A 26,009-nucleotide genomic window follows, 5' to 3' on the forward strand; every position below is an offset into this window, starting at 1 on the left:
CGTGCCGCTCCTCAGCCCATGTCGGGCTGGCCGTTGGAGGCCATCAGCCCGCCGTCCACCGGCATCGCGATGCCCGAGACGAAGCTCGCGTCGTCGCTCGCCAGGAAGGCGACCACGGCCGCGATCTCCGAAGGATCGGCGCCGCGCCCCAGCGGAATGCGTTCGGCGAACTTCGCCATCAGCGCGCTGTCGCCCTTCATGTCCTGCGTCATGGGCGTGAAGGTGAGGCTGGGGCACACCGCGTTCACGCGCACGCCTTCCTTGCCGTGGTCGAGCGCAAGGGCCTTGGTGAAATTGACGATGGCGCCCTTCGACGCGTTGTAGAAGCCCATCGCCCAGTCGCCGCCCAGGCCCGAAACCGAGGCCGTGTTGACGATGCAGCCCTTGCTGCGCACCAGGTGCGGCATGGCCGCCCGGCAGCCGTGGAACACGCCGCCGGCGTTGACCGCCATGATCCTGTTCCAGTCTTCCAGCGGCGGCTGCGTGACCGTGCCTTCGACCGCGATGCCGGCATTGTTGAAAAGCACGTGCAGCGCGCCGAAGCGTTCGACGGTTGCGTCCACCAGCGCCTGCACCTGGCCGAAGCTGGAAACGTCGGCCACCTTCACCAGCGTGCGTTCTTCCGGCAGATCGCGCGCCACGCGCTGCAGCTTGGCGAGCGTGTCGCCCGCGAGCACCACGCTCGCGCCTTCCTGCGAAAAGCGGCGCGCCGTGGCTTCGCCGATGCCGCTGCCTGCGCCGGTCACGATGACGACGCGATCCTTGAAACGTTGCATATCGTCCTCTCGATCATCAGGGTCGGGTGGGTGAAGGAAACGCGCTTCCTGAATCTCCGAATCCTTCGGGAACGTTGACGATCACGCTGTGCGCGCTGCGTAGGAGAGCGGCGTGCGTGATTGGCAGTGCCGGTCTTCCGCGGCAACGGGGCGCAACAACCCTGTGCGTGTGGATGCGCGCGCAGCTAGGAGCCGTCCGTATGCACGAAGCAGAGCTTGTTTCCCTCTGGGTCGCGGCAGTAGGCTGCGTAGAAGTCCGGCGCGTAGCGCGCCCGCAAGCCGGGAGCGCCTTCATCGCGCCCGCCGTGGGCGAGGGCGGCTGCCCACATCGCGTCCACCGTGCCGCGTCGATCGGCCAGGAAGCTGACCTGCGTGCCGTTTCCGACGCCGGCTTCCAGGCCATCGAACGGGCGATTGATCACGAACTGCGGCCAGCGCCGTCCCGGCCGTCGCCAGTAGAGGCCGGCGGGTCCGATGTTCTCCAGTGCCACCACCCGCTCGAGCCCGAGGTGCGCAAGCACCTGGTCATAGAAGGCGCACATGAGGGGCAGGTTCCGGGCGCCGAGCTGGATGTGCGCGTACATGGGCTTTCAACAACCTGGCGAGGGGGAGCACCCGGACTCAGAGGCCGTAGTACTTGTTGATGCTCGCGGTGTAGCTTTCGTCGTAGTCGGGAATGCTGTTGTCCGCGTAGCGGGGCGCGCCTTCGAGCGTCTCCTTCTGAAGGGGAACCACGTAGCCTTCCTGTGCGGTGTCGTACTTCAGCATGCTCCAGGGGATGGGATAGCGATCCTTGCCCATGCCGAGGAAGCCGCCGAACTCGAGCACGGCGTAACGCACCTGCCCGGAGAGCTTGTCGATCATGAGGTCGTCGATGCTGCCGAGCTTTTCGCCCCCGGCGTTGTAGACGGTGGTTCCTTCCACCCGATCGGACGAGATGACGTTTGTGACCATGGCCATGACTTTCTCCTTGACGACGCATCTGGGAGACGCCGACGCTCGCTTCAAAGCCCAGGCCACTGGTCTCCCTCCGATCGGCGGCGCGTCTCATCGGGAATGCTCGGGTCGGGGTGTAGGACTACTTGCCCACGATGGCCCGCGATGCTCCGGCAGCCCGGCCCTCGCGGTTCCTCCTACAGGTGCGAGCGCAGCCCACCGACGAACCGCGAGGCGCGGCCTGCCTAATTTCGCTCAACGAAGTCCTTTCTGATCTTTCCCTTCCTTCGCTTCATTTCATATTTCCATGTACGACCAGCCCTCCGACGACGACTTGCGGCACCTGCAGCTTCGGCACGGCAGCCGCCTGGCGCTCAGGCACCTTGTCGAGGCAGGGCTCGACGTGCTGCCCATGCCGGGCGCCGGCCAGACACTCGCGCGTTGGCGCGTGCTGGCGGAAGTGGCGGCCCACGATCTCTCGCTGGTCAAGCTCTTCGAAGGCCATACGGATGCGCTCGCGATCCAGGCCGAACTCGGTGGCGGGCTGTCCGCATCCGAAGGAGCGCGATGGGCGACCTGGTGTGCCGAGCCGCCGGATGCCCGAGTGATCGCCGAGGAGGAAAGAGGCACGGCCATCCGGTTGAGCGGCACCAAGGCCTGGTGCTCCGGCGCCGCCAGCGTCACGCACGCGGTCGTGAGCTGCTGGAACCGCGACGGCGAGCCCTGGCTTGCCGCCGTCGCCATGGACCAGCCCGGGGTTCGCGTCACGGACGAGGGATGGCACGCGGTCGGCATGGCGGACAGCGCCAGCGTGGACGTCCGCTTCGACCACGCCGCGGCCACTGCGATCGGCCGCCCCGGCGACTACACGCGGCGCCCCGGCTTCTGGCAGGGCGGTGCGGGCATCGCCGCATGCTGGTTCGGCGGCGCCCTGGGTATCGCCCGGGCGGCTCACGCGCTCATGGGCAAGGCGCCGGATCCGCACCGGCTCGCGCATCTAGGCGCCATCGACGCGGCATTGACGCCCGCGGTCGCGCTGCTGCGCGAGGCGGCCGCGTGGATCGACCGGCATCCGCGCGACGACGCCAGGCAGGTCGCCCTGCGCGCCCGCCTTGCCGTGGAGCAGGCCGCCAACGAGGTCATGCGCCATGCGGGCAGGGCGCTGGGCGCGGGCCCGCTGTGCCGCGACCGGGCCTTCGCCCGGGCGATGGCCGATCTGCCGGTGTTTCTTCGCCAGAGCCACGCCGAACGCGATCTCGCCGCCCTGGGCATGCTCGCCTCGCAAGACGTCGGAAAGGAGCCTTCTTCATGGATGCTGTAGCCCGTCCCGCCATCCGCGGAGAAGGCACGGCCGAGGCCGAGTGGAACGGCTGGCCGGTTCTGGCCGCGTTGCCCCGCATCGATGCGCGCACGCTGGTTCCGCGAAACGCCCGCGCGGTGGTGGTGGCTCCGCATCCCGACGACGAAGTGCTGTCGGTGGGCGGGCTGCTTGCACAACTGGCGGATGCCGGTGCGCGGATCGAAGTCATCGCGGTGACCGATGGCACGGCAAGCCACGACGGCTCGACGGAGTGGCCTGCCGAGCGGCTGGCGAAGGAGCGCCCGCTCGAATCCCGGCTCGCGCTCGAGCGCCTTGGGCTGCCTGTCGAACCCGTGCGGCTGGGCCTGCCCGATGGCGGCCTGGCGGCCGTACGCGGCACGCTGGCTGCACGGCTTGTGTCGCTGCTGCGGCCGCGCGACGTGGTGTTCACGACCTGGCGCCGCGACGGCCATCCCGATCACGAAGCCACGGGCCAGGCCTGCGCGCTCGCCTGCGCTGCTGCCGGTGCGAGGCTGGCGGAAGTGCCCGTCTGGGGCTGGCACTGGTCGCACCCCGGCGACACGCGCATGCCCTGGCGACACGCGGTCCGCATCGACCTGGACGAAGAAGCCATGAGGCGCAAGCGCGCCGCGGTGCAGGCATTCACGAGCCAGCTGCGGCGCGATGCATCCACCGGCGCCGGCCCCGTGCTGCGCGCCACCACCGTCGCGCGGGCGCGGCGTCCCTACGAGGTGGTGTTCCTGTGAGCGGCGGGCGCAGGTCTTACTTCGACGCGCTCTATGCAGGCAGCGAGGACCCTTACGCAGTGCGGCATCGCTGGTACGAGATCCGCAAGCGCGCGGTGCTGCTGGCCGCGTTGCCCCGGGCCCGGTACAGGCGTGCCTACGAGCCCGGCTGCGGCACCGGTGAACTCACGCAGGCGCTGTCGCAGCGCTGCGACCACGTGCTGGCGAGCGACTTCTCGCCGCATGCGCTGGAGATTGCCCGCAGGCGCACCGGTTCGCTCGCCAACGTACGCCTGGAGCGGCACGCCTTGCCCGCGGAGTGGCCGCGCGATGCAGGCGGCTTCGACCTGATCGTCCTGAGCGAGCTGGGCTACTTCCTCAAGCGCGACGAGATGCGGCGCGTGGCCGGATGCTGCGGCGAATCGCTCGACGCGGACGGCACGCTGGTCGCCTGCGACTGGCGCGCGGATTTCGCGCAGCGCAGTCTGTCCACGCACGAAGTGCATGCGGCGCTTTCTGCGCTCGGCCTGCCGCGCCTCGTGTTCCATGAGGAAGACGACTTCGTGCTGCAGGTGTGGGCACGCGATGGCCGCTCGGTGGCCGAACGGGAGGGCATCCGGTGATCGGCGTCGTCATTCCCGCGCACAACGAAGGCGAACGCATCGGCGCGTCGCTGGCATCGGTCCTGCGCGCGGCGGCCCATCCTGGGTTGGCTGGCGAGCCGGTGGAGGTTCTCGTCGTGCTCGACAGCTGCAGCGACGCGACCGCAGCCGTGGCCGAGCGTCACGGCGTTGCGCGCATTGCCATCGAGGCCCGCAACGTGGGCCTCGCCCGCGCTACCGGCGCCGGGCTCTTCGTCGATGCCGGAGCCCGCTGGCTCGCGTTCACCGACGCCGATACCGAGGTCTCGCCGGACTGGCTGGTCAGGCAGCTGGCCGAGAACGCCGACGCGGTCTGCGGCTCGGTCGGCGTCGACGACTGGAGCGCGCACGGCATAGACGGCCATCTGCTGCAGGAGCACTTCTCGCGCGCTTACGTCGATGCCGACGGACACAGGCACGTGCACGGCGCCAACCTCGGCGTTTCGGCCGATGCCTATCGCCGTGCGGGCGGCTTCGAGCCACTGGCTTGCGACGAGGACGTGATGCTGGTGCGGGCCCTGCAGGCCAGCGGTGCCCGCATCGCCTGGAGCGCGCAGCCGCGGGTGACGACCAGCGCCAGGACCGATGCGCGGGCACGCGGCGGCTTCGGCGATGCGTTGCTTGCGATGGTCGGGAATCTCGCCGGCGCGGTGAATGCGCGGGAGGGTTCTCGAACTCCTCCCGCGATGCAGGAGGCCCCGGGTCAGGCTTGACGCCGGTGATCCGCGCCCGGCTGGCGCGTGCGCAAGTTTCAGAAGCTCAGGTGCGCCGCCGGCCGCAGCAGGTGCATGAGGATGTCGGCCAGCCGATCGACGTCCACCGGCTTGGTCAGGTGGCTGTGGAAGCCGGCCTCGTAGCTGGTCTCGCGGTCGCTGGCCTGTCCATAGCCCGTCACGGCGATCGCCGTGGGCGGATCGACCAGCTCGGCGCGCAGCCGCCGAACCACGGCGTGGCCGTCGAGGTCGGGCATGCCGATGTCGATCAGCATCACGTCGGGCCGCAGTTCCTTCGCCGCCTCGACGGCGGCGAGCCCGCCGTGGACCACCTTGGTCGCGTAGCCGAGGGCTTCCACCAGCAGGGAGAGCGTTTCGGCCGCGTCCTTGTTGTCGTCCACCACCAGCACCAGCCTGTCTCCGGCCGACCGGGGCGTACCGCTGCCCGGCTCGGGCGGCGGCGATGCGGGCAGCTGCACCAGGAACTCGCTGCCTTCGCCAGGCCGTCCGCTGGAGAAAACGCTCACGCGGCCGCCATGCAGCGACACCAGCTGCTGCACCAGGCTCAGGCCAAGGCCGAGCCCGCCGCTGCTGTGCGAGGCGTCCTGCTCTCCCTGCACGAAGAGATCGAAGATCCTCTGCAGGTCCTGCGGATGCACGCCCACGCCGCTGTCGCGAACGGCGATCTCCGCCTCGGGCAGGCCGGTGACGGCATCGACCGCGCCGAGGCCCACCGCGACGCTCACCTGTCCGCCCACGGGCGTGAACTTGCAGGCATTGTGCAGGAGGTTGCTCACCACCTGCACGATGCGCGCCCGGTCTCCGGTGATCCAGGGGTCTGCTGCGTCGATCCGCACGTCGAACTGCTGGTCCTTCTGCGCGGCCAGCACCCGCACCGCGTCGGCCGCGTCCTGCACCGCTTCGCGCAGCCGCACGGGCTTGGCCTCGAGCTGGATCTTTCCGCTGGTGATGCGGCCGACGTCGAGCAGGTCGTCGATCAGCCGCGTCATCTGCTTGAGCTGGCGGTCGATGATGTCGCGGGTGCTGCGCAGCACCCGCGACTCGCTCTGTTCGCGCTTGAGCAGCTCCACCGCGTTGGAGATCGGCGCGAGCGGGTTGCGCAGCTCGTGCCCGAGCATGGCCAGGAACGTGGTCATGCGCCGGCCCTCGTCCTCCAGCGCCGTGATGCGGCGCCGCTCGGTGAGGTCGCGCGTGACCTTGGCGAATCCCTTGTGGCGGCCCGCCCGGTCGTACACCGCGGTGATGACCACGCTGGCCCAGAAGCGGCTGCCGTCCTTGCGCACGCGCCAGCCTTCGTCCTCGAAGCGCCCGTCGCGCAGCGCGTTGCGGAGCTCTTCCGCCGGCCAGCCGCGCGCCGCGACTTCCGGCGGGTAGAACTTCGAGAAATGCTGGCCGATGATCTCCTTGGCGGCGTAGCCTTTCGTCTGTTGCGCGCCGAGGTTCCAGCTCGCCACGTGGCCGTCGGGGTCGAGCATGAAGATCGCGTAGTCCTTCACGCCCTCGACCATGAGGCGGAAGCGTTCCTCGCTCGCGCGCAGAAGCTCCTCCTGCTGGCGCCGCTCGGTGAAGTCGCGCGTGATCTGCGCGAAGCCGCGCAGCGCGCCGTTCGCATCGACGAGCCGCGTGAGGGTGGTTTCCGCCCAGAAGCGGCTGGCGTCATGGCGCACGAGCCAGCCTTCGCCGTGCGCCCGGCCGTTCTCGCGCGCCTGCTGCAGATCCCTGGCGGGCAAGCCCGTCTCGAGCGCCTCGGGCGGATGGAAGCGCGAGAAGTGCTGCCCCACGGCGCCATCGCGTTCGCAGCCGCACAGCACCTGGGCCGCCGGATTGCAGTCGACGATCAGGCCGTCCGGATCGAGCAGGAAGACCGCGTAGTCCCGCAGCGCCTCCACCATCAGGCGGAAATCCGCGTCGGCCAGCGTCAGGGGCGAGAGCGCCGCCGGCGAGCGAGGTGGCGGATCAGCGGCCATGGGGTCTGGCCTCTGCGGCGGTTCTGTCGAATGTCACGGGAGTCTTCTGGGCCATGACGGAAAAATGTAGCAAAGCAGGCTCGACGCGCTTGTCGGGGTTTTTCCCGCGCTGCTGTGGCACATGCAAGAAGAGGCGAATCGGCAACGGTCGGGTTGACTCGCCGCAAGTCGCGGTGTGCGAAGCCTTCGCCGCCGCCGACCCCGCCCGTACGCTTCAGCGCGGCAGCCCCTGCTCGTACCAGCGCCGTGACCGCGTCACGACCGATACGACGGCCAGCATGAGCGGCACCTCGATGAGCACCCCGACGACCGTGGCCAGTGCCGCTCCCGACTGGAAGCCGAAGAGGCTGATGGCAGTCGCCACCGCGAGCTCGAAGAAGTTGCTCGCGCCGATCAGCGCCGAAGGTCCCGCGACGCAATGCGCCACGCCGAGCTTGCGGTTCAGCAGGTAGGCCAGCCCCGAGTTCAGCACCACCTGGCAGAGGATCGGAACGGCCAGCAGCGCGATCACCATCGGCTGCGCGATGATCGCCTCGCCCTGGAACGCGAAGAGCAGCACCAGCGTGAGCAGCAGCGCGCCGATGGACCAGCGGCCCAGCCGCGTGCCCACGGCCTGCAGGCGCGAAGGGCCCTTCTTCAGGAGATGCCCGCGCAGTAGCTGCGCGATGGCGACCGGCACCACGATGTACAGGCCCACCGAGATCAGCAGCGTGGCCCACGGCACCGTGATCGACGACAGCCCCAGCAGCAGCGCCACCAGCGGCGCGAAGCCCACCACCATCAGCGCGTCATTGAGCGCGACCTGCGACAGCGTGAAGTACGGGTCGCCCCGGCAGAGCTGGCTCCACACGAAGACCATCGCGGTGCAGGGCGCCGCCGCGAGCAGGATCAGGCCGGCCACGTAGCTGTCGAGCTGGTCCGCCGGCAGCAGCGTCGCGAACGCATGGCGCACGAAGAGCCAGCCCAGCAGCGCCATCGAGAAGGGCTTGACGATCCAGTTGACCACCAGCGTCACGCCGATGCCGCGCCAGTGCGCCCTGACCTGCCCGAGCGCTGCGAAGTCGATCTTCAGGAGCATCGGCACGATCATCACCCAGATGAGCAGGCCCACTGGAAGGTTGACCTTGGCGAGTTCGAGGCGCGCCACCGCCTGGAACGCGGTGGGAAACCATTGGCCCAGGGCCACCCCGGCGACGATGCACAGCGCCACCCACACGGTGAGGTAGCGTTCGAAGCCGCCGATGGAAGGCTGCGCGGCGGCCTGGTTCGCACCAGGCGGTGCAATGGAGGACGACATCGCGCGTCAGGACCCGGCCAGTTCGCGGGCGGTGGCCTGCAGCGCCATCCTGTCGAGGCTGGCCGCCGGCAGGTTCACCAGCAGCTCGAGGCGACGGCGGATGGCGTGCAGCGTCTGGCGGAAGGCTTCGCGCTTGCGGTCGTCGTCGCCTTCGACCGCCGAGGGATCGGCGTAGCCCCAGTGCGCGGTCGCCGGCTGGCCGGGCCAGTAGGGACAGGACTCGCCCGCGGCGTTGTCGCACACGGTGACGACGAGGTCCATGCGGGGCGCATCCGGCTTCCCGAACTCGTCCCAGCTCTTGCTGCGCAGGCCCGATGTGTCGATGCCGGCCTTGTGCAGCACTTCGATGGCCATCGGATTGGGCTGCTGGTTCGCGCGCGGGCTGCTGCCGGCCGAATAGGCCCTGAAGCGGCCGGCGCCGATGTCGTTGAGCAGCGCTTCGGCAAGGATGCTGCGCGCGGAGTTGTGCGTGCACAGAAAGAGCACGTTGAGCGGGGCGGTGTTGGTGTCGGTCATGAAACGAGGAGGGGCTTGGTGGCTCAGCAGCAGGCGCTGGCCTTGCCAGGGGTGACGCAGCAGGCGGATGACCGCTCGCGCGCAATGCCGTGCACGGGCACCGTGTCGAGCGTGCGGTAGTGCTCCCAGGCGATGCCCTGCGGGTCGGTCACCCAGTGCTTGTCGCTGCGGGCGTAGCAGCAGCTGGTTTCGCCTTCGTCGAGCAGCGACCGGTCAGCCAGTTCGGCGCGCGAGCGCAGCTCCCGCAGCTCGCCTTCGTCCTCTGCCTGGATGCCCAGGTGGTCGATGCCCTTGCCGCTGCCGAAGGTCGAGATGGCGAAGTTGACGCGCGGGTCTTCGAGCATCCACTTGGCATAGTCGGCCTCGACGCGCGCGGGCTCGGCGGCGAACAGGCTGGAATAGAAGGCAATGCTCTTGCGCAGGTCGTCGACGTGAAGGTGAACGTGGAATCGCTTCATCGGGTGCTTCCTTGGCTGTGGCAGGACTTTGTTCTGTCTTCCACCGCGCAGGGGGCCCCCGCACAGCAGTTCTCGGTGAGGAAGCCCAGCAGCGCATCCATCTGCTCGAAGGCGGCGCGGTAGACCAGGTTGCGGCCGCTGCGCTCCTGCGTGATGAGCCCGGAGTTGGTCAGCTCCTTCAGGTGGAACGACAGGCTGGTGGCCGGCACTTCCATCGCCTCGACCAGCGCCCCGGGCGTCAGGCCCTCGGGGCCGGCCACGACGAGGGCGCGAAAGACGCGAAGGCGCAGCGGCTGGGCAAGAGCGGCAAGAGACTGAACGACTTTTGATTCTTCCATGATTCGAGAATATTTGAATTATTGAATGAATGCAAGCGCCATGTCGTGGGCGCCTGCGTTGCTCCGGTTTATTCCGGCTGCTTCAACTCTTGCGGCAGCAGACCCTTGGAGGAGGGCGGCGCCAGCATGCCGTGTTTCAGGCTCCATACGCAGGCGCCGAGCCGCAGCAATCTCTCCACGTTGGCGTCGTGCAGTGGATTCTGCTTGTCTTCCCGCTCGATCAGCTCGCTGATGCAGGCGAGCGCGTCCGTGGGCGTGAAGCCCAGGCCGGCGCGCGCCATGCCGATCAACGTCACGAGAACATCCGTCTTCTTCATTTCAGCGCACGCCGGCGGCAAGCCGCATCTCGCTGCACAGCCGAGGGCCGTAGTCCTCGCTGCGCGCCGCGAAACCGTAAGCGGCGGCCCGGCGCAGCGCGAAGGCGGTCACGTCGCGCAGGTAGGTGCTGCCCGGCTCGCGGCCGGCGGCGGCGCGGGCCTCGAAGTCGGCCTGGAAGTCGCGGGCCCATTCCTCGCAGAGCCTGTAGCGCTCTCCTCGGGCGTCGAGGAAGCCCGCGCGCGCCAGCGTCTGCGCGATGTCGATCAGCGGCACGTTGAAGGGCATCTCCTTGGGTTCGCTCATGGCCGGCCTCTTCAGAACTTGCCCAGCACGTTCAGGAACCAGCCCTTGCTGCGGTAGCTCATGTCCGTGAGGTTGTCGGAGTAGTCGGTGAAGTTGTAGCCGACGCCGACCTTCAGGTTCTCGTTGACGTGGTAGTACGCGGCGGTGACCCAGCCGCTCTTGCGATCCTTGAGTTCCTTCGCGCGCAGGGTGCGCCATTCGAGCATCCAGTCCCAGTTGCGCACCAGCTTCCAGTCGACGCGCAGCACCGCGAGCTCGGCCGAGCTCTTGAACCATGGCGCGGAGCTGTCGCGGCTCGCGCGCAGCTCGCCGCGGCGCCAGGCGTACTTGCCGCCCAGCGTCCAGCGCTCGTTGAGGTCCCAGGTGGCGTCGATGGCGAAGACGTGGCTTCGCTGCTGGTAGTCGATGCCGGTGGTCGAGACGGTGCCCAGCGTGGAATCGACACCGCCCGACACCACCTGGCCCGGCGAGGAGAGGTCGTACAGGTAGGTGTACTTGAACAGCAGGTTGAGCCGGTCGTTCAGCGCCGGGCGCAGCGCATAGCCGAGCATGGCTTCGGTGTACTTGGCGGCGGCCAGCGTGCCGGTGGTGCTGTCGCTGTCGGCCCAGTTGAACTTGCCGATCCAGCGCGAGTCGTCGTCCACCTTCCAGCTGAAGGAGTTCTTCACCAGCCAGCTGGTGCGCGTCTCGGCGGTGGTGCGGTCCTTGCGGTATTCGAGGCCGCCGCTGTACTTCAGGCGCTCGCTCGAATAGCCGCTGGTGAAGGCCACGGCCTGGCGGCGCGTGGCGCCGAGCGTCTCGGCGCCGATCCAGCCGTTCTCGAAGTTGACGCCGAAGGTCCAGTGCGTGTCGGGTGCGTACTGCACGCCGTAGGCATGCGTGAGGCCGGGCTGCGCGCCGGTGGCCTGGCGGTGCTCGGTGAAGAGCGTGAGGCCGTCGCCCACGCGCGAGCGCACGCCGGTCACCAGGCTGCCGCCGCGGCCGATGAGGTTCTCGTCGGTGCGGCCGGTGTCCGACACGTAGGTCATGTAGACGCTGGAGCGGTCGTCGTACTGGTAGTCGACGCCGGCCTTGCCCGCGAAGCCGCCGTCGCCGGTGGAGAGCTCGCCGCGCAGCGCGAGCTTGTCGTTGACGCGGTAGCGCCCGCCCAGGCCGATGCGGTCGTTCTCCAGCCGCGTGCCGGTGCGCCGCAGCGTCTTCTGCGCGAAGCCGTAGGCGCTCCAGCGGTCGGCACCGGTGTATTCGAGCTGCACGGCCGCGTCGGCGCGCTCGCCAGACACCGCCTGCGTGGTCGGCAGCGACGGGCTGGTGATGAGCGCGTCGCCGGTCTTGTCGTCGTAGCGCAGGCCCAGGCCCAGCTTCCACTCGGGCGACAGGGCGAGCGAGTACTGCGCGTCGAGCACGCTGCTGTTGTAGCCGTTCTGTTCGTCGCGGCGGTCGGCCTTCAGGCGCAGCTCGCCGTTCTCCGCCTTCTCGCCGAAGGGCACGCTGGCCTGCACGCCGACCTGCCGCGTGGCGTTGCTTGCGTACTGTCCCGGCGCCGAGAAGCCGGCGCCGCGCGACTGCGCGTAGGCGCTCACGCGGCCGCCACCGCGGATGTCGAAGTCGCCGAGGTCGGCCTGGCCTTCGAGCCGCCATGCGTTGGCGCTGCCGGTGGGGCCGTTGCCCAATCCGTTGGTCAGCGATCCGTTGCGGCCTGTGAAGCTGAAGCCGCCGTCCGTCGAGTCGAGCTGGCTGGTGCCCGGGCCCCGGCTGCGCGCGAACTCGCCCTTGAGGTAGGTGTTCTCGGTCTTGCGCAGCGTGATGTCGGCGCCGGCCAGGCGCTGGTCGCCGCCGATCTGGTCCTGCCGCGAGGCGGTGACGCCCACGCCGACGTTGTCGTTGGCCCACCACGAGACGCGGCCGCCCACGGCCAGCGTGTCGAGCGATGTGGCCAGCGGCGTGTATTCGTAGTCCACCACCAGGTAGGTCGGCATGCCGGTGAAGCCGCCGGCGCGCACCAGCGAGCCGTCGTCCGACAGGCTGGGCAGCGGCGCCGACAGCAGCACGCGGCCCTGCAGGTAGTCGATCTCGTAGTCGGTGGTGGGCACGAGCTGCGTGCGCTTGAGCACCAGGCCGGAGTCGCGGTCGCGGATCTCCAGCGTCACGCGCTCGGCGCCGCGCGTGATGTCCTGGTTGCGCAGGTAATAGAGCGAGCCGCCGGTGCCGCGGAACTCTTCTCGCGCGGCCAGCGTGCCGGGCTCGGCCGCGAAGGCGTCGATCTTCAGCCGCGCCTCGCCGAAGGAGGTCGACTCCTCGCCGAGGTAGCGGCCGTGGAAGCCGTAGAGGCCGCGGCTCACGCGGGTGAGTTCGGTGTCGCCGAAGTTGAGCTTGAAGTTGCCCCACATCGCCTGCGAGCGGCCGTCGTCCACGCGCAGGTAGAAGCGGCCCTGGGTGGGCGCGTCCTCTACGGTGGTGGAGTCGTCGCCGAAGGTGCTCCACGAGTCCTCGGGGTCGAAGCGGCGGAAGAGGGAGGTCGGGTCCTTGCGGTCGAGGTTGCGGAACAACTCCTTCAGCGGACGCTCTTCGGTGTCGACGCTGGCGGTGAGCGTCCAGCGGTCGTTGAGCTGGCCCTTGGCGTAGCCGGCGATGCGGCCTTCGCTCCAGCCGCCGCCGCCGTAGCGGTTCTTGTCGTTGGTCATGATCGCGGCCGGGCCGCTCACGCTGTTGCTGCCCACGGTGAGGTCGGCCTGGCCCAAGAAGAACCAGTCGCTGGTGGGCAGGTCGAAGTCGCGGCGGTAGACGCGCGTGGCGCCCTGCGCGTCGGTGACGGCGATCTCGCCGGTCTGCACGCGGCGCGGCACCAGCTGCTGGAAGACGAAGCGCCCGGCCTCGTCCACCGGCACCGCGAAGCCCAGCGCGCGCACGCTCTCGCCGGGGCGGATGGCCGCGCCGCTGGCGGTGACGGTGCCCGCGCTCAGCGGAATGTTGGCGATGGCGATGTTGTTCTGTCCGTAGCCGCGCAGCAGCTCGCGTGCCGCATCGGGCGGCGTGCCGGTCTCGGGCTTGTGGCGCTTGGCCAGCGTGAGCGAGAGGTCGTCGGTCTCGTCGAAGCGGCCCTGGCGGTCGTACACGCGAACGCGGTAGTAGAGCTTGCCGCTCGCGCTCTCGGGCAGGCGGTCGAGCAGGCCTTCGGGCACCTGCCATTCGCCGCGCAGGCCGGCGTCCAGCGGCACGGTGGCCAGCAGGCGGCGCTGCATCGCCTCGTTGGCGGTGTACACGCGCAGTTCGGCCTTCGAGGTGAAGAGCAGGTAGTTGCTGTAGCCCGCGAAGCGCACCGTGTCGCCGGCCACCACGGTGGTGGGCCAGGCGCTGGCGCTCAGGCGGCGCGGCTGCGAGAGGTTGTCGTACTGCAGGCGCAGCTGGTTGCGCTCGAGTTGCACGTCGACGCAGCGCTGGCGGTCGGCGCTGGTGGTGCCGTCGGCCGCGGGCTGCTTGCCGTCGGGCGACAGCAGCTGGCCGTCCACGCTCAGGCGCAGCGGCGCGTCGTCGGTGCCGAAGGCGGTGAAGGTGCGGCACACGCCGGGGTCGGCGGGCGCGGCGACCGCCGGCGCGGTGGCGGGCAGCTCGCGTTCGCTGCTGCGCGGCAGGCGGCGTGCGCCGTCGATCTCCACCGCCCGCGGGTCGGCCGCGGCGTGGTCGAGCATGCGGCCGCGCACCGCGGTCTCCTGCGCGGCGGCCAGTCCCATGCCGAGGCAGGCGGTGGCCACGGCGCTCGCAAGGGCCATGCGCTTCGGAAGCGCCTTCTTCTTTCTTCTCATGTCGGCTCGCTCGATCGGGTTCGGTGTCTGTTGTCGGGTCATGGCGGCGGTGTCTTTTCCTCGCGTCATGGCTTGGCCTCCTCGGAAGAGGCGGCGGCAGGCACCAGTTCGATCTCGACGTCCAGGTTGAAGAGCGGCGGCTCGTTGCGCGAGGCGCGCTGCTCGCCGAGCTGCTTCCAGCGCGAGAGCACAGCGGCCTTCACCGCGTCGGTGCGGTCGCGGCCCAGCGAGGCGGGCTCGCCCGGCGCGGCCTTGTAGGCCAGCCGCAGCACCGATGTCTTCTCGGCCAGCACGGCGACCGTGCGGTCGAGTTCGCCCGCGAAGGCGGCGCGCAGCGTGGCGGCGCCGTCGTCGAAGGCCGCACCCTGCAGCGCGAGGCGCACCACCCGGTGCACGGTGGCGCCGAAGTTGATCTTCAGCACCTTGCCGCGCGTGGCGCGCTCGGCCGCCGGGTTCTCGCTGGTGGTGCGATAGCCCGAAGGCAGGGTGCGCTCGTCGAGCTTGAGCACCAGGTTGCTGCCGGTGCCTTCCTTCGGTATGGCGGCGCAGGCGATGTGGTAGCGGCCCTCGGCGTCGGTGGTGGCCAGCACGCCGTTGACGGTGGCGATGCGCACGTTGGCCAGGCCCGGTTCGCCGTCGTCCTGGTAGCCGTTGGCGTTCCTGTCGTCGTAGACCTTGCCGATCACGTCGGTGCAGTCGAAGAGGGCGTCGGGCACCACGCGCACGCTGGCGGTGGCCAGGTTCGACAGCGTCCTGCCCCCCACGCCCTGCGTGGCGACGACCTGGTTGACGAACTCGCCTTCGCCCACGCCCACGCCGACGCCCGCGACCATCAGGTATTCCTTGGTCTCGTTGGGCGCGAAGTTCTGGCCGGGCACGATCACCTGGCGGCCGCTGACCTGCGGCACCACCGGCAGCGCCACGCCGCCGGGCAGCGTGCGCACGCTGAGCGAGCCCTGGATGTACCGGAAGCCCGGCGGCAGCGTGTCGACCACGGCCACGCCCGGCACCGTGGTGCCGCGCGTGTTGCGCGCCGTGATGCGGTAGGGCAGCAGCTCGCCCTTCTTCACGGTGAGCTTCGAGGTGGTCTTGCGCAGCTCGATGAGCGTGGCGTCCGACGGGTCGAGCGGGATGTTGTTGGCCACCACGTGCTGGCCGCCGCCGCCCGGCATGTTGAACAGCATGTAGTAGCCCGCGCCCGGCACCAGTGCCGCGCCGGGGCTCACCACGCAGGGCTTTGTCTGCGCGGGTGCCGGGCCGTTGGCGGGCGCCGCGCACGACTGCGTGCCCAGCGCGCCGGCCGCGGGCGGGTACATCGAGGAGGGCAGGTAGGCCCCCGGCGGCGTGATGACGAGGCGGTACTCGCCGGCCGGTGCGCCCGGCAGCACGAAGAAGTCGTAGTAGCCGCTGGTGCCGGTGGTGTAGCTGTCGCGTCCGTCGAGCAGGTGCTGCGAGGGGTCGAAGCCCGCCGGGCCGACCAGCTTCACCAGCGCGCCGGGCACGGGCGTGCCGCTCACGCTGTCATACACCACGCCGCCCGGGTCGTAGGGCAGGTCCTGCTTCTGGATGTTGGCGCCCGCGCTCACGCGCACCTTGATGCTGAAGCGCGGGTCGCTCGCGGCAGGCGTCGGGTAGGGGCCGTTGGCGCCGTTCTGCGCGGCGTCGGTCGGCCACACGCCGCCAACGACGCGGCCGTCGGGCGAGCGGAAGCGCACGCGGTATTCGCCGGGCACGAGGTCGCCGAAGCGGTAGCTGCCGTCGGCGCCGGTGGTCACGGTGTAGAGCACGGTGGCCGCGTTCTCGGCGCAGGCGTTGCCGCCGTCGGCGCAGCGCATCAGCTCGACCGTCCAGCCTTCGCCCTGGCCTTCGCCCGATTCGCGGGTGCGGTTGTGGTTCAGGTCGAACCACACGGTGCCGGTGAGCGACGCGGGCTGGTTGCTGTGCTCGGTGAAGTCGTAGCCGGTACCGTTGGCTTCCAGGCCGGTGAAGTTCACGCGGATCTGGTTCGTGCCCTGCGCGGTGCCGCCCAGCGTGCCGGGGATGGCGATGCCTTCGTCGTAGCCGCTGGGCTGCGTCTCGGTGATGGTGTAGCCGCCGCTGCCCGGAAGGGGCAGGCCCGGCAGCTCGTAGCGGCCGTTGGCGTCGGTGACGGCGGTGCGCGTCACCGGCTGGCCGGCCGCGTCGGTGCCGGTGAGCGTGATGGTCACGCCGGCGATCGGCAGGTCCTGCGGCTCGCGCTTGCCGTTGCGGTTGGCGTCGTTGTAGACGGTGCCCGCCAGCGATGCGCCGCGTTCGCCGAAGTTGTAGTTGTCGCCGTTGCCGCCGCGGTAGGCGATGGCGCCGATGACGTCGTTGCCCAGCGTGCCGGTGGCCGCGCCCTCGACGGTGCCCACGGCGTCCAGGCCGTCGGCGTAGGTCACGGGCTGCGTCTCGCGGATGGTGTAGCCCGCCGCGTCGGCCGGCAGCAGGCCGGTGAAGACATAGCGGCCGTTCGCGTCGGTGACCACCGTGGCATTCACCGCGAGCCCGCTGGCCGAGCGGCCGGTGAGCGTGAGCGTCACGCCAGGAATGCCGGCCTCGGTCGGCTGGCGCACGCCGTCGTTGTTGGTGTCGACGTACACCCAGCCCGCGATCTGGCCGCCGCGCTCGCCGAAGTTGTAGTCGATGCCCGCGTCTTCCGACACCAGCGCCAGGCCGCCGAAGCGGTCGTTGGTGCCGCCGGGGTTGGCGGTGCCGCGCGGCGCGCCGCCCACGGTGCCCAGCGACTCGGGGCCGTCGGCCACGCCGGCGGGTTGGGTCTCGTCGATCTGGTAGGTGCCGGGCGTGAGCGCGTCGACCAGGTAGTGGCCGTCGGCCGCGGTCTGCACCGTGCGGTCGACCGGGTTGCCCTGGAAGTCGGTGCCGGTCACGCGGATGGTGGTGCCGGCGATGCCGGGCTCGCCGGTGTCGCGCGTGCCGTTGGAGGGGGCCACGTCGGCGTACACGTAGCCCGAGAGGCTGGCCGGCTTCACGGCCGAGAAGTTGTTGCCGGTGGAGCCCGCGCCCGCCGCGCCCAGCACGATGTTCTGGATGACGTTCGCGGTCGAGCCGTTGGGGCCGTTGCTCACGCCGCTGCCGCTTGTGGGCACCGAGCCGGGCGTGCTGCCCGCGCCGCTGACGTTGCCGGCGCGCGTGATGCCGGGCAGGTAGCCCGCGGGGCGCGCCTCGGTCACGGCGTAGCTGCCCGGTGCGAGGTCCGGGAAGCTGTAGTCGCCGCTGGCGTCGGTGGTGGTTGTGCGCGACACCGCCTGGCCGTTGACGTCGGTGCCGGTGAGCGTGATGGTCACGCCCGCCAGGCCCGGCTCGGTGGCCGGCGCGCCCTGCGCGCCGTTGCCGTCGCGGTCGTAGTAGACGCGGCCGGAGATGCCGCCGGGCAGCAGTTCGCCGAACCAGTATTCGCCCTGCGTCAGCGGCACGTTGGTGCCCGGGACGGTCACGCCGCTGATGACGTTGCCGCCGCCTTGCGGCGTGCCGGGCTGGCCGTTGTTGTTGGCCTTGCCCGGCGCGTAGTTGGCCGGCTGCGTCTCGGTGATGGTGTAGCCGCCCGCGCCCGAGGGAGGCACGTTGCGGAACTCGTAGCCGCCCGGCGTGCCGGTGGCCACCGCGAGGATATTCACCGCGTTGCCCGCGGCGTCGGTGCCCGTCAGGCGCAGCTCGACGTTCGGGATGCCGGTGTCGCCGGCCTGCGGAATGCCGTCGTTGTTGGCGTCGACGAACACGCGCGTCGTGATGCGGGTGAGCAGCTCGCCGAAGTTGTAGCCGGTGCCGTTCACGTTGGAGGCCAGCGCAATGGCGTTCACCACGTCGTTGCCCGCGGTGCCGCCGGCGCTGCCGGCCGCGTCGCTGCCGTCGGCGAAGCCCGCGGGCTGCGTCTCGGTCAGCACGTAGGTGCCGGGCGTGAGGTTGTTGAAGGCGTAGTTGCCGGTACTGGCCGCCGTGGTGGTGGTCAGCGATACCGGGTTGCCGAACATGTCGGTGCCGGTGAGCGTGACGGTCACGCCGGCGATGCCGGGATCGCCCGGGCTGGCCGTGTTGTTGTAGTCGGCGTCCTGGTAGACGCGGCCGGCCAGGCTCGAGGCGCGCACCTCGCCGAAGTTGTTGGCGCTGGAGGCGCCGCCCGTGCCGAGCACGATGTTGTCGATGCGGTTGGCGTTGGAGCCGTTCGGGCCGTTGCCGGTGCCCGGCGGCACGGTGCCGGGCGTGCTGCCCGCACCGCTGACGGTGCCGGCACGCGTGATGCCGGGCAGGTATGCGGCGGGCTGGTCCTCCGTCACGCTGTAGGTGCCTGCGGGCACGGTGAAGGCCCAGTTGCCGCCCGCGTCGGTGGTGGTGGTCATCGAGACCGCATTGCCCGAGCTGTCGGTGCCGGTCAGGCGGATGGTCACGCCGGCGATGGCGGGCTCGCCGCCGTCGATCAGGCCGTTGCCGTTCAGGTCTTCATACACGCGGCCCGAGAGCGCGCTGTTCTGCACAATCACGGAACCGTCGTTGAAGTTGTTGCCGCCGTCCGGATCGGTGCCGCCGTTGGTGTCGCCCGAACCGGTGGTGACGATGTGGGCGCGATTGGTGAGCACGGTGCCATTGGCCGGCGCCGCGCCGCTGAAGCGCACCGGAATGCGCACGGTGGCCGTGCCGTTGGCCGGCATCGAAGTGATGGCGCAGCTCACGGCGCTGCTGCCGGCCGTGCCGGTGCATGTAGGCGCGGCGGGCGTGAAGCTGCCCCCGGTCACGGTGAACACCGGCGTGCCGGCCAGCACCAGCGGTGCGGGCAGGTTGTCGGTGAAGGCGGTGGTCTCGGCGCTGTCGGGGCCGTTGTTGCGCAGCTGCACGATCCAGTCGAAGGGCACCGCCGAGGAGACGGTGCCCAGCGGCGTGTTGGTGCCGGCCACGACGGCGGCCTTGGAGACCACCTGCACGTCGGCCTTGAAGCGGAAGGTGGTGTTCTCGGCCACCGCGTTGTTGCCCTGCACGGTGTCGAAGGCGTTGCGCGCGGCTTCGAAGAAGTCGACCCTGGCGTTGTTCTGGAAGGTGCCGCGCGAAACGCCGCGCAGCACCACGCGGAACTGCAGCGTGTCGGGCTCTCCGGTTGCCCCCGACGAACCTTGCTTGCCGCCCAGCGTCGGGATGGTGAAGACAATCTGCCCGCCGGCCGAGCCGATCGCGGCGCCGTTGGCCAGCGCGAAGGTGGTGCCGCCCGGCGCGGTCACCGACACCAGCGTGGGCGGCGCCTCGCCGCTCGGCCCTGGCAGCGGCAGCGTGTCGACCATGCGCACGTCTTCCGCCGTCGAGGCGCTGTTGTTCGACACCGTGATGGTGTAGCCCACGTCGTCGCCCACGTTCACCGGGTCGACGTCGTCGCGCTTGGTGACGACCAGGTCGTACACCGGCGCACCGATGGTGGCCGGCACGGTGGCGTCGTTGTTGGTGGTGCTGATCTCCGGCGTGGCCGTGGAGACGTGCACGCTGTTGGTCACCGTGGAGCCGTTGAGCACGTACAGCGGCCGCACCTGCACCGAGACGGTCTGCTGCACGTTGCGGTCCAGCGAACTCCAGGCGCACTCCAGCTGGTTGTTGGTGGTGCCGGTGCCCGTGGGCTGGGTCTTGCTCGGCTGCGTCGAGCAGCTGCCGCCGCCCGAGGCTGTGGCCGAGATGAACATCAGGTTGGCCGGCAGCGTGTCGACCACGTGCACGTCGTAGGCGCGGCTCATGTTGCCCTGCGCGAGGCTCTGGTTGCGTGCCGTGAGCGTGTAGGTGAGCAGCTGGCCGACCGGCACCGTGGCGGGGCTTGCCGACTTGGTGACCGTGACATCGGCGCGCGCCAGCAGGTAGGCGGTGGCGCTGCCGTCGTTGTTGGCCAGGTTCGGATCGGCCGGCGTGGTTGCCAGCGCGTTGGCGGTGTTGTTGATCTGGAAGCCGTGATCGGTTGCCGATGCGCCGTCGCCGTAGTGCTTCGCGACGACCTGGATGACGGGGCACAGCGGCAGGGCGCTGGCGGGGTCGGTGCTCGCGCGGCAGACCGGCAGGGTCGACAGCGTGCAGTTCGACAGCGACGCCTGCCCGAAGCCGCTGCCGTTGGCCGGCAGCGCGCAGGTGCCCGCGAAGGTGCCGCCGTTGGGCGTCTGGGTGACGGCGCCCGCGCCGATCACCTGGGCGAAGGCGTCGGTGACGACCACGTTCTGCGCCTCGGAGGGGCCGGCGTTGACCACCTCGATCTGCCAGGTGACGTCCTGGCCCGCGACCTGCCGGTTGCCCGCGCTGTCGCCGATGCCCACCACGCGCTTGAGCACCTTCACGTCGGCCGCGGTGGCGCCGTCGTTCGCGCCGGTGCCCAGGCTCACGCAGTCGTTGCCGGTGTTGGCGTCGGGGTCGGCGCCGAGCGTGGGCGCTGCCGCGGGCAGCGCCACGTTCACGCACATGCTGTTGACGATCTGGCCGCCCGCCGGCAGCGACGGGATGGTGGCGTTCACGATGATGTAGCCGCCGTTGCGCGCGCTGCTGCCGTTGGAGGTGTCCACGCCGATGTCGGCCGCGAGCGTGCGCGTGCAGGTCACGGTGGCGGGGCCGGGCACCGGCGTCGCGGGCGTCGGCACGACGGTGGCGCCGCCCTTGGTCACCGCGCAGGTGTAGCCGTCGCGCTGGGTGACGCTGTTGATCTGCACGCCGGCGGGCAGGTCGTCCACCAGCTGGATGGTGCTGCCCGCGAGCAGGCGGGTGCCGCCGAGGTTGGTGCTGCCGACCTGGTAGTCGAAGGCCTGGCCCAGCGGCACGTTGTTCTGCGGCCAGCCGCGGCGCTTGTCGGCGCGGAAGTCGGTGGCCGAGACCGCCACGTCGGCCGGCACGCTGCCGGTGGCCGAGTTGGCGATGGGGCCGGTCGCGCTCACGGTGGCTTCGTTGACGATGCCGGTGCCGGCGGTCATCGCGATGACCGGCACCACGATGTCGCCGAGCGCCACGTTCGCGCCGCCGCTGCCGCCGATGTTGCTGCGGGTGCAGCTCACCGTCTGGCCGCTGGCGGAGCAGCTCCAGCCGGCCGGCTGGCTGGGCAGCGTCTGGATCGCGAAGTTGGCGGGAATGGTGTCGGTCAGCGTCACGCCCGTGGGCGCGGTGCCGCTGAAGCTCGGGCTCAGCCTGAAGTTGAAGCGCTGGCCCACCAGCAGCTGGCCGCCGTCGTGGCTCTTCGCGAGCGCGAGCACGTAGCCCGCCGTCACGGTGGTGTTGGCGGTGGCGCCGTTGTTGGTGGAAACGCCGTCCTCCACCGAACCCGCGGCCGCCACGGCCGGCTGGTGCGTGATGGTGGAGCCCGCGCCCGCGGTGACCACGGCGTTGATGCTGTAGGTGCGGCTGTTGCTGCCGGCGGTGGCCGGCGTGGCCGGCACGTTGCAGCGCAGTTCGCTGCCCGTGATCGAACAGCCTGAAGGCAGGCCGCTGCCCGACACCGACAGGCCCGTGGGAATCGGGTAGGTCAGCGTCGAGCCGGTGCTGGTGTCGGGGCCGTTGTTGGTGAGCGTGAAGACGATCGGCACCGTCGAGCCGCTCGGCGCGGTGGCCGGGGCGCTGATGGCCACCGCCACGTCGGCGCCCTGGTTCACGGTGATGATCTTCGTCTCGCTGGAGCCGCCACCGCTGGGTGTGGCGGTCACGGTCAGCGTGCCCTGCGAGACCGTGCGCAGCAGCACCTGGAAGTCGCGAAGCTGGTTCGCCGCGAGCGTGATGCCCGAGCAGGTCAGCGTGCCGGGGCCGGCCGTGCCCACCGAAATGGTCGCCGAGCAGCTGCCCACGGGGACCGTGCCGGTGCCCATGTAGATCGAATTGCCGGGAATCGTGTACGTGAACGACGCACCCGGTGCGCCGATCGGCAGGCTGTCGGTCTCGGCGATGGTGACGGTGCTCGTCACAGTGCCGCCGGCGGGAAGGATGTCCGGCGAATGCACCAGGCTCGACACCTGCGGCACCGCGTGCGCGGCCGTGGCGAAGAGCAGCCCCGCGAGAGGCGCGGCGATGCGCCTCAGGCAGTGCCGCAGTCGCGCGGCGTTGGAAGACAAGTCGCGGCGCTCCTGCGCGTGCGACAGATTCGATGGGGTCCTGAACATCCCGTCCCTCGTGATGGCTCTGGTGGCCGGGCACCTTTCGTTCTGGCGCCGCGAAGGCGGCGGGGTGCTCCGGAAAGGGCGGGATTCTTCGGCGGCCCCCCAGGGGCCACTTTTGCGATTCAGGACAAAAGCTTTGCCAATGATGACATTTGTTTACTAATGCAACATAATGTGAACTGAATGTGAACTAATTCACGCTGCGTTTAGGCGACGCACTCCTACGCTCGACGCCCATGTCCTACTGGTCGACCACGCCGCCCCGGCGCGCGCACATCCTCGTCATCGACGACAACATCGAAGAGCTGCAGCTGTTGCTGGCAACGCTGCGAGAGGCGGGGCACCGCATCAGCCTCGCATTCGATGCGCTCGAGGGCTACCGCCGTGCGACCGCGCTGCAGCCCGACCTGGTGCTGCTGGACGTGCGCATGGGCGCCACCGACGGCTACGCCACCTGCCGGCTGCTGAAGGCAGATCGCGCGACCGCGCGCATCCCGGTGATCTTCGTGACCTCGTCGAGCTCGGTGGAAGAGCGCCTCACCGGCCTGCGCGAAGGCGCCGTCGACTACATCCTCAAGCCCTTCGAGCCGGCGGAAGTGCTGGCGCGCGTGGCGGTGCACCTCGCGCTCGCGAGCTGCCGCGAGCAGGCGCAGGCCTGCATCGACGAGGCCGAGAGCGCGCTGGAGCACGCCCGTGGCGAGCCCGCTGCGGACCATGCCGACCGTGTGCTCGCCCAGGCCGTCGAGCGGCTGGTGCGCGCCGACCTCGCCAACGTGCCGGCGCTGCCCGCGCTGGCCGCGAGCGTGGGCACGCACGAGAAGCGCCTGTCGCGCGTGTTCAGGGAGCAGACCGGCCGCACGGTGTTCGAGTTCGCGCGCGAGGCCCGGCTTGCCGAGGCGCAGCGGCTGCTCGCGGGCTCGGCGCTCAGCGTGGAAGAAGTGGCTCTGGCAGTGGGTTTTTCGGGTGCCGCCAATTTCTCGACCGCATTCCGCGAACGCTTCGGCCGCACGCCCACCGCATTCCGCCAGGCGCGCGCCGCGCCAGTCGCGCCAGTCGCGCCGCCGTCGGTGCCTTCGGCCTGACGCGGCAGCGCAAAGGCGGTGACCACCCCGGGCCCTTGCGGCATTCGCGGCATTCACGGCATTCGCGGCATTCACTGCGCTCGCGCGCTCCTGCTGTGCGCCGTCCTCTGGCTGATGGCGCTTCCCGCCGCCTGGGCGGACGTGCTGCGCATCGACGACGAGACCCGCTGGCCGGTGCTGCTCGACACGCGCGTCGAAATGTTCGAGGACACCGGCGCGCAGCTCACGCTCGACGAGGTCGATGCGCTGCAGGACGACTCGCCCGACGGCTTCCAGCCCGGTAACTCCGCGCGCATGCGTCCGGGCTTCTCCAGATCCGCCTTCTGGCTGCGTCTGACCGTGGTGAACGGCAGCGCCACCATCCAGCCGCTGCGGCTGGTGCTCGATGCCACCTGGCTGCAGTTCGTCGACTTCCACGCCCGCCGCGAACTCGCCGGCTGGGCCAGCTGGACGCACGAGCAGGCGGGCGTGTCGGCGCGCTCCAGCGCGGGCCGCGACCGTGACCGCGTGCCCACGCTCGACCTCGACCTGCGCCCCGGCGAGCAGGCGCGCGTGCTGGTGCGCGTGCGCACCGACAGCAGCGTCAAGCTCGTGCCGAAGCTGTATTCGGCGGAGGCTTGGCGCATGTCGGAAAGCAGCCACGCGCTGATCGACGGCCTGCTCATCGGCGGGCTGCTGGTGCTGTCGGTGTATTCGCTGTCGCTGTGGGTCATCTCGCGCAACCTCGCGATGGCGCTGCAGAGCATGGGCTTCGCGCTGGTGGCGCTCTACGAGAGCACCTACCGCGGCCACGCGCGGCTTGCGCTGTGGCCCGACAGCATCGAGTGGAGCTACCGCGCGGCCGGCGTCACCGCGGGCTGCTGCGTGCTCTCGCTGATGTGGTACCTGTACACCGTGTCGCGGCGCGGGCCGGTGCGCGTGCCCGGGCTGCGATGGCTTTTCGTGCTCGCGCTCGCGCAGTGCGTGGTGGTGCTGGGCACGCTCGTCGGCCCCTATGCGCCCTTCGCGATGGCGGGCACGCTGAGCGCGCCGCTGGTGGTGGTTTCGCTGACCGTCAGCACCTTCATCTACATGCGCCGCGCGGGGCCGGGCGGGAGGCTGGCGTTTCCGGTGATGAGCATCGTCGCCGTCGGCGTGTGCCTGCGGCTGGTCGAGCTGGCGATGCCGGCGCACATGATCCGCGGCTTCGACGCCTATGCGCTGGGCTTCCCGGGCATGCTGGTCGGTCTGGTGGCACTGGCGGCGTGGGCGCAGCACCTGTCGCGGCAGCGGCATTCGGCGCAGCGCACGCTGGCGCACTGGCAGGCGGAAGAGCAGCAGCGGCTGCGCGAGGAAGTGGAGCGCAAGACGCACGCGCTGAACGCGGCGCTGGAGCAGGCCGACCAGCAGGCGCGCGAGCAGACGCAGCTGCTGGCCTACATCAGTCACGACTTGCGCGCGCCGCTGTCGACCATCATCGGCAACGTGCGCCGGCTCAACGAAGACGACGCTGCGCCGCCCGAGAGGCTGCAGGCCATCGAGCGCAGCGCGGCCTACCAGCTCGCGCTCGTGGACGACCTGCTCGACTACGCCAGGAGCGAGCTGCTGCCCTTTTCCTTCGAAGCGAAGCCGGTGCACCTGCGTGCGCTGATCGACGACATCGCGCAGTACGCCGACACGCTCGCGCAGCGCCAGCACAACCGCTTCGAGCTCGACGTGCTCGGCGCGCTGCCGACCGCGGTGTACCTGGACAGCAAGCGCTTCCAGCAGCTGCTGCTGAACCTCCTGTCGAACTCCGCGAAGTTCACGCGCGACGGCAAGATGGGCCTGCGCGTGCAGGCCCGGCCGCGCGAGGATTCATGGCGGCTCGAGTTCGACGTGTGGGACAGCGGCGTGGGCATCGAGAAGGAAGAGCAGGCGCGCATCATGCGCGCCTTCGAGCAGGGTGCGCCCAGTTCCAACGGCCATGGGCTCGGGCTGGCCATCGCCCGGCGCATCGTGCAACACATGGGCGGGCGGCTGCAGCTGGAGAGCCGCCGCAACCTGGGCACGCGCGTGCGCTTCTCGGTGATCGTGAAGGAGGCGCCGAAGGAACTGGTGCCCGTGGTCGCAAGGCCGCTGCCGAACCCGGCGCTGGTCCACAAACCCAGGCGCATGCCGGTGCCCGCCATCGAGCCGTTGCCCGCGGCGGTGCGCGACGAACTGGAAACGCTCGCGCGCGACGGCCGCTGGAGCGACCTTCACGAATGGGCCGACCGCCTCGCGGCCGACGCGCGCCATTCGGCGCTGGTCGAGGCCGTGCGGCACGCACTGGACCTGCTCGATTTCGAGCACATCCGGCTGCTGGCGCGCGCGACGCCGAACGCCAGCCAGTGATCTTCGGCCCGGCTGGGGCCCGAGCTATTGCGGCGAGGCCTGTGCCTGTGCTTCCTGCGGCGGTGTCTGCGCCTGCAGCTGGGCCTGCTGCGCATCTGCCGCGGCGGCCTGTTCGCTTCCGGCGTGGTGCCTTATCGCGATGCCCTTGACGAGGTGGCGGGGCAGGTGGTGCGTCTTCCGCAACTGAGCCAGCGCCTCGCTGCGCGCCGGCTCGCATACCGGTAGAAACATGTGCAAAACGCTCATGGTGTCGTCCCGTGGAGTAACCGGCGGACATTGTGAGCGCATGAAGACCGCAATGGGGGAATCGCCCTCC

The 26,009-nt window shown here is 70.3% G+C and carries 19 protein-coding genes; 6 read left to right on the forward strand and 13 right to left on the reverse strand.

What is annotated here, in order from left to right:
- Positions 1-11: 11 nt before the first annotated feature.
- The 3 genes from ABL838_RS09590 to ABL838_RS09600 all read right to left on the reverse strand — a co-directional run bounded on the left by ABL838_RS09590 (position 12) and on the right by ABL838_RS09600 (position 1,736).
- Positions 12-776 carry an SDR family NAD(P)-dependent oxidoreductase gene (locus ABL838_RS09590; RefSeq protein WP_418125157.1) on the reverse strand — a complete coding sequence of 255 codons (765 nt, stop codon included), beginning with the start codon at positions 774-776 and terminating at the stop codon, positions 12-14.
- A gap of 185 nt (positions 777-961) precedes the next feature.
- Positions 962-1,360 (reverse strand): VOC family protein, encoded by a 399-nt coding sequence (locus ABL838_RS09595; protein WP_418125158.1) that lies wholly within the window; start codon positions 1,358-1,360, stop codon positions 962-964.
- A gap of 37 nt (positions 1,361-1,397) precedes the next feature.
- Entirely contained in the window at positions 1,398-1,736 is a 339-nt protein-coding gene (locus tag ABL838_RS09600; RefSeq protein WP_184635918.1) for a PRC-barrel domain-containing protein, read from the reverse strand.
- A gap of 283 nt (positions 1,737-2,019) precedes the next feature.
- Between ABL838_RS09600 and ABL838_RS09605 the strand changes: the two genes are divergently transcribed.
- The 4 genes from ABL838_RS09605 to ABL838_RS09620 are packed head-to-tail and all read left to right on the forward strand — an operon-like array spanning position 2,020 to position 5,112.
- Positions 2,020-3,033 carry an acyl-CoA dehydrogenase gene (locus ABL838_RS09605; RefSeq protein WP_418125159.1) on the forward strand — a complete coding sequence of 338 codons (1,014 nt, stop codon included), beginning with the start codon at positions 2,020-2,022 and terminating at the stop codon, positions 3,031-3,033.
- Complete coding sequence (locus tag ABL838_RS09610; RefSeq protein ID WP_418125160.1) at positions 3,021-3,779, forward strand: PIG-L deacetylase family protein; 759 nt, start codon at positions 3,021-3,023, stop codon at positions 3,777-3,779. The genes ABL838_RS09605 and ABL838_RS09610 overlap by 13 nt, the downstream gene beginning before the upstream one ends.
- Positions 3,776-4,381, forward strand: a complete 606-nt coding sequence (locus ABL838_RS09615) for a class I SAM-dependent DNA methyltransferase (RefSeq protein ID WP_418125161.1) — start codon at positions 3,776-3,778, stop codon at positions 4,379-4,381. Before ABL838_RS09610 ends, ABL838_RS09615 begins: the two co-directional genes overlap by 4 nt.
- Positions 4,378-5,112, forward strand: coding sequence for a glycosyltransferase (locus tag ABL838_RS09620; RefSeq protein ID WP_418125162.1), 735 nt, complete (start codon positions 4,378-4,380; stop codon positions 5,110-5,112). The genes ABL838_RS09615 and ABL838_RS09620 overlap by 4 nt, the downstream gene beginning before the upstream one ends.
- A 38-nt stretch (positions 5,113-5,150) precedes the next feature.
- On the opposite strand, the gene ABL838_RS09625 is transcribed toward ABL838_RS09620, so the two are convergent.
- The 9 genes from ABL838_RS09625 to ABL838_RS09665 form a co-directional block, all read right to left on the reverse strand.
- Positions 5,151-7,100 carry a PAS domain S-box protein gene (locus tag ABL838_RS09625; RefSeq protein ID WP_418125163.1) on the reverse strand — a complete coding sequence of 650 codons (1,950 nt, stop codon included), beginning with the start codon at positions 7,098-7,100 and terminating at the stop codon, positions 5,151-5,153.
- A gap of 214 nt (positions 7,101-7,314) precedes the next feature.
- On the reverse strand, positions 7,315-8,397 hold the full coding sequence (gene arsB, locus ABL838_RS09630; protein ID WP_418125164.1) for an ACR3 family arsenite efflux transporter: 1,083 nt from the start codon (positions 8,395-8,397) through the stop codon (positions 7,315-7,317).
- A gap of 6 nt (positions 8,398-8,403) precedes the next feature.
- Positions 8,404-8,913 (reverse strand): arsenate reductase ArsC, encoded by a 510-nt coding sequence (locus ABL838_RS09635; protein WP_126024582.1) that lies wholly within the window; start codon positions 8,911-8,913, stop codon positions 8,404-8,406.
- Positions 8,914-8,936: 23 nt separating this feature from the next.
- Positions 8,937-9,371 carry an ArsI/CadI family heavy metal resistance metalloenzyme gene (locus ABL838_RS09640; protein ID WP_126024583.1) on the reverse strand — a complete coding sequence of 145 codons (435 nt, stop codon included), beginning with the start codon at positions 9,369-9,371 and terminating at the stop codon, positions 8,937-8,939.
- A complete protein-coding gene (locus ABL838_RS09645; RefSeq protein ID WP_418125165.1) occupies positions 9,368-9,709 on the reverse strand; it encodes an ArsR/SmtB family transcription factor in 342 nt (113 codons plus the stop codon). The genes ABL838_RS09640 and ABL838_RS09645 overlap by 4 nt, the downstream gene beginning before the upstream one ends.
- Positions 9,710-9,777: 68 nt before the next feature.
- Positions 9,778-10,026, reverse strand: coding sequence for a hypothetical protein (locus tag ABL838_RS09650; RefSeq protein WP_184635936.1), 249 nt, complete (start codon positions 10,024-10,026; stop codon positions 9,778-9,780).
- Position 10,027: 1 nt separating this feature from the next.
- Entirely contained in the window at positions 10,028-10,330 is a 303-nt protein-coding gene (locus ABL838_RS09655; RefSeq protein WP_126024586.1) for a hypothetical protein, read from the reverse strand.
- Positions 10,331-10,341: 11 nt separating this feature from the next.
- Entirely contained in the window at positions 10,342-14,199 is a 3,858-nt protein-coding gene (locus tag ABL838_RS09660) for an OmpA family protein (RefSeq protein WP_418125166.1), read from the reverse strand.
- Positions 14,196-22,211 (reverse strand): SdrD B-like domain-containing protein, encoded by an 8,016-nt coding sequence (locus tag ABL838_RS09665; RefSeq protein ID WP_418125167.1) that lies wholly within the window; start codon positions 22,209-22,211, stop codon positions 14,196-14,198. The genes ABL838_RS09660 and ABL838_RS09665 overlap by 4 nt, the downstream gene beginning before the upstream one ends.
- Positions 22,212-22,492: 281 nt before the next feature.
- Between ABL838_RS09665 and ABL838_RS09670 the strand changes: the two genes are divergently transcribed.
- Complete coding sequence (locus tag ABL838_RS09670) at positions 22,493-23,338, forward strand: helix-turn-helix domain-containing protein (RefSeq protein ID WP_418125168.1); 846 nt, start codon at positions 22,493-22,495, stop codon at positions 23,336-23,338.
- A 114-nt stretch (positions 23,339-23,452) separates the two neighbouring features.
- Complete coding sequence (locus tag ABL838_RS09675; RefSeq protein ID WP_418125169.1) at positions 23,453-25,693, forward strand: ATP-binding protein; 2,241 nt, start codon at positions 23,453-23,455, stop codon at positions 25,691-25,693.
- Positions 25,694-25,717: 24 nt separating this feature from the next.
- On the opposite strand, the gene ABL838_RS09680 is transcribed toward ABL838_RS09675, so the two are convergent.
- A complete protein-coding gene (locus ABL838_RS09680) occupies positions 25,718-25,939 on the reverse strand; it encodes a hypothetical protein (protein ID WP_369658917.1) in 222 nt (73 codons plus the stop codon).
- Positions 25,940-26,009 lie beyond the last annotated feature (70 nt).

Source organism: Variovorax sp. 160MFSha2.1 (assembly GCF_048305075.1).
Lineage (GTDB): Bacteria > Pseudomonadota > Gammaproteobacteria > Burkholderiales > Burkholderiaceae_C > Variovorax > Variovorax guangxiensis.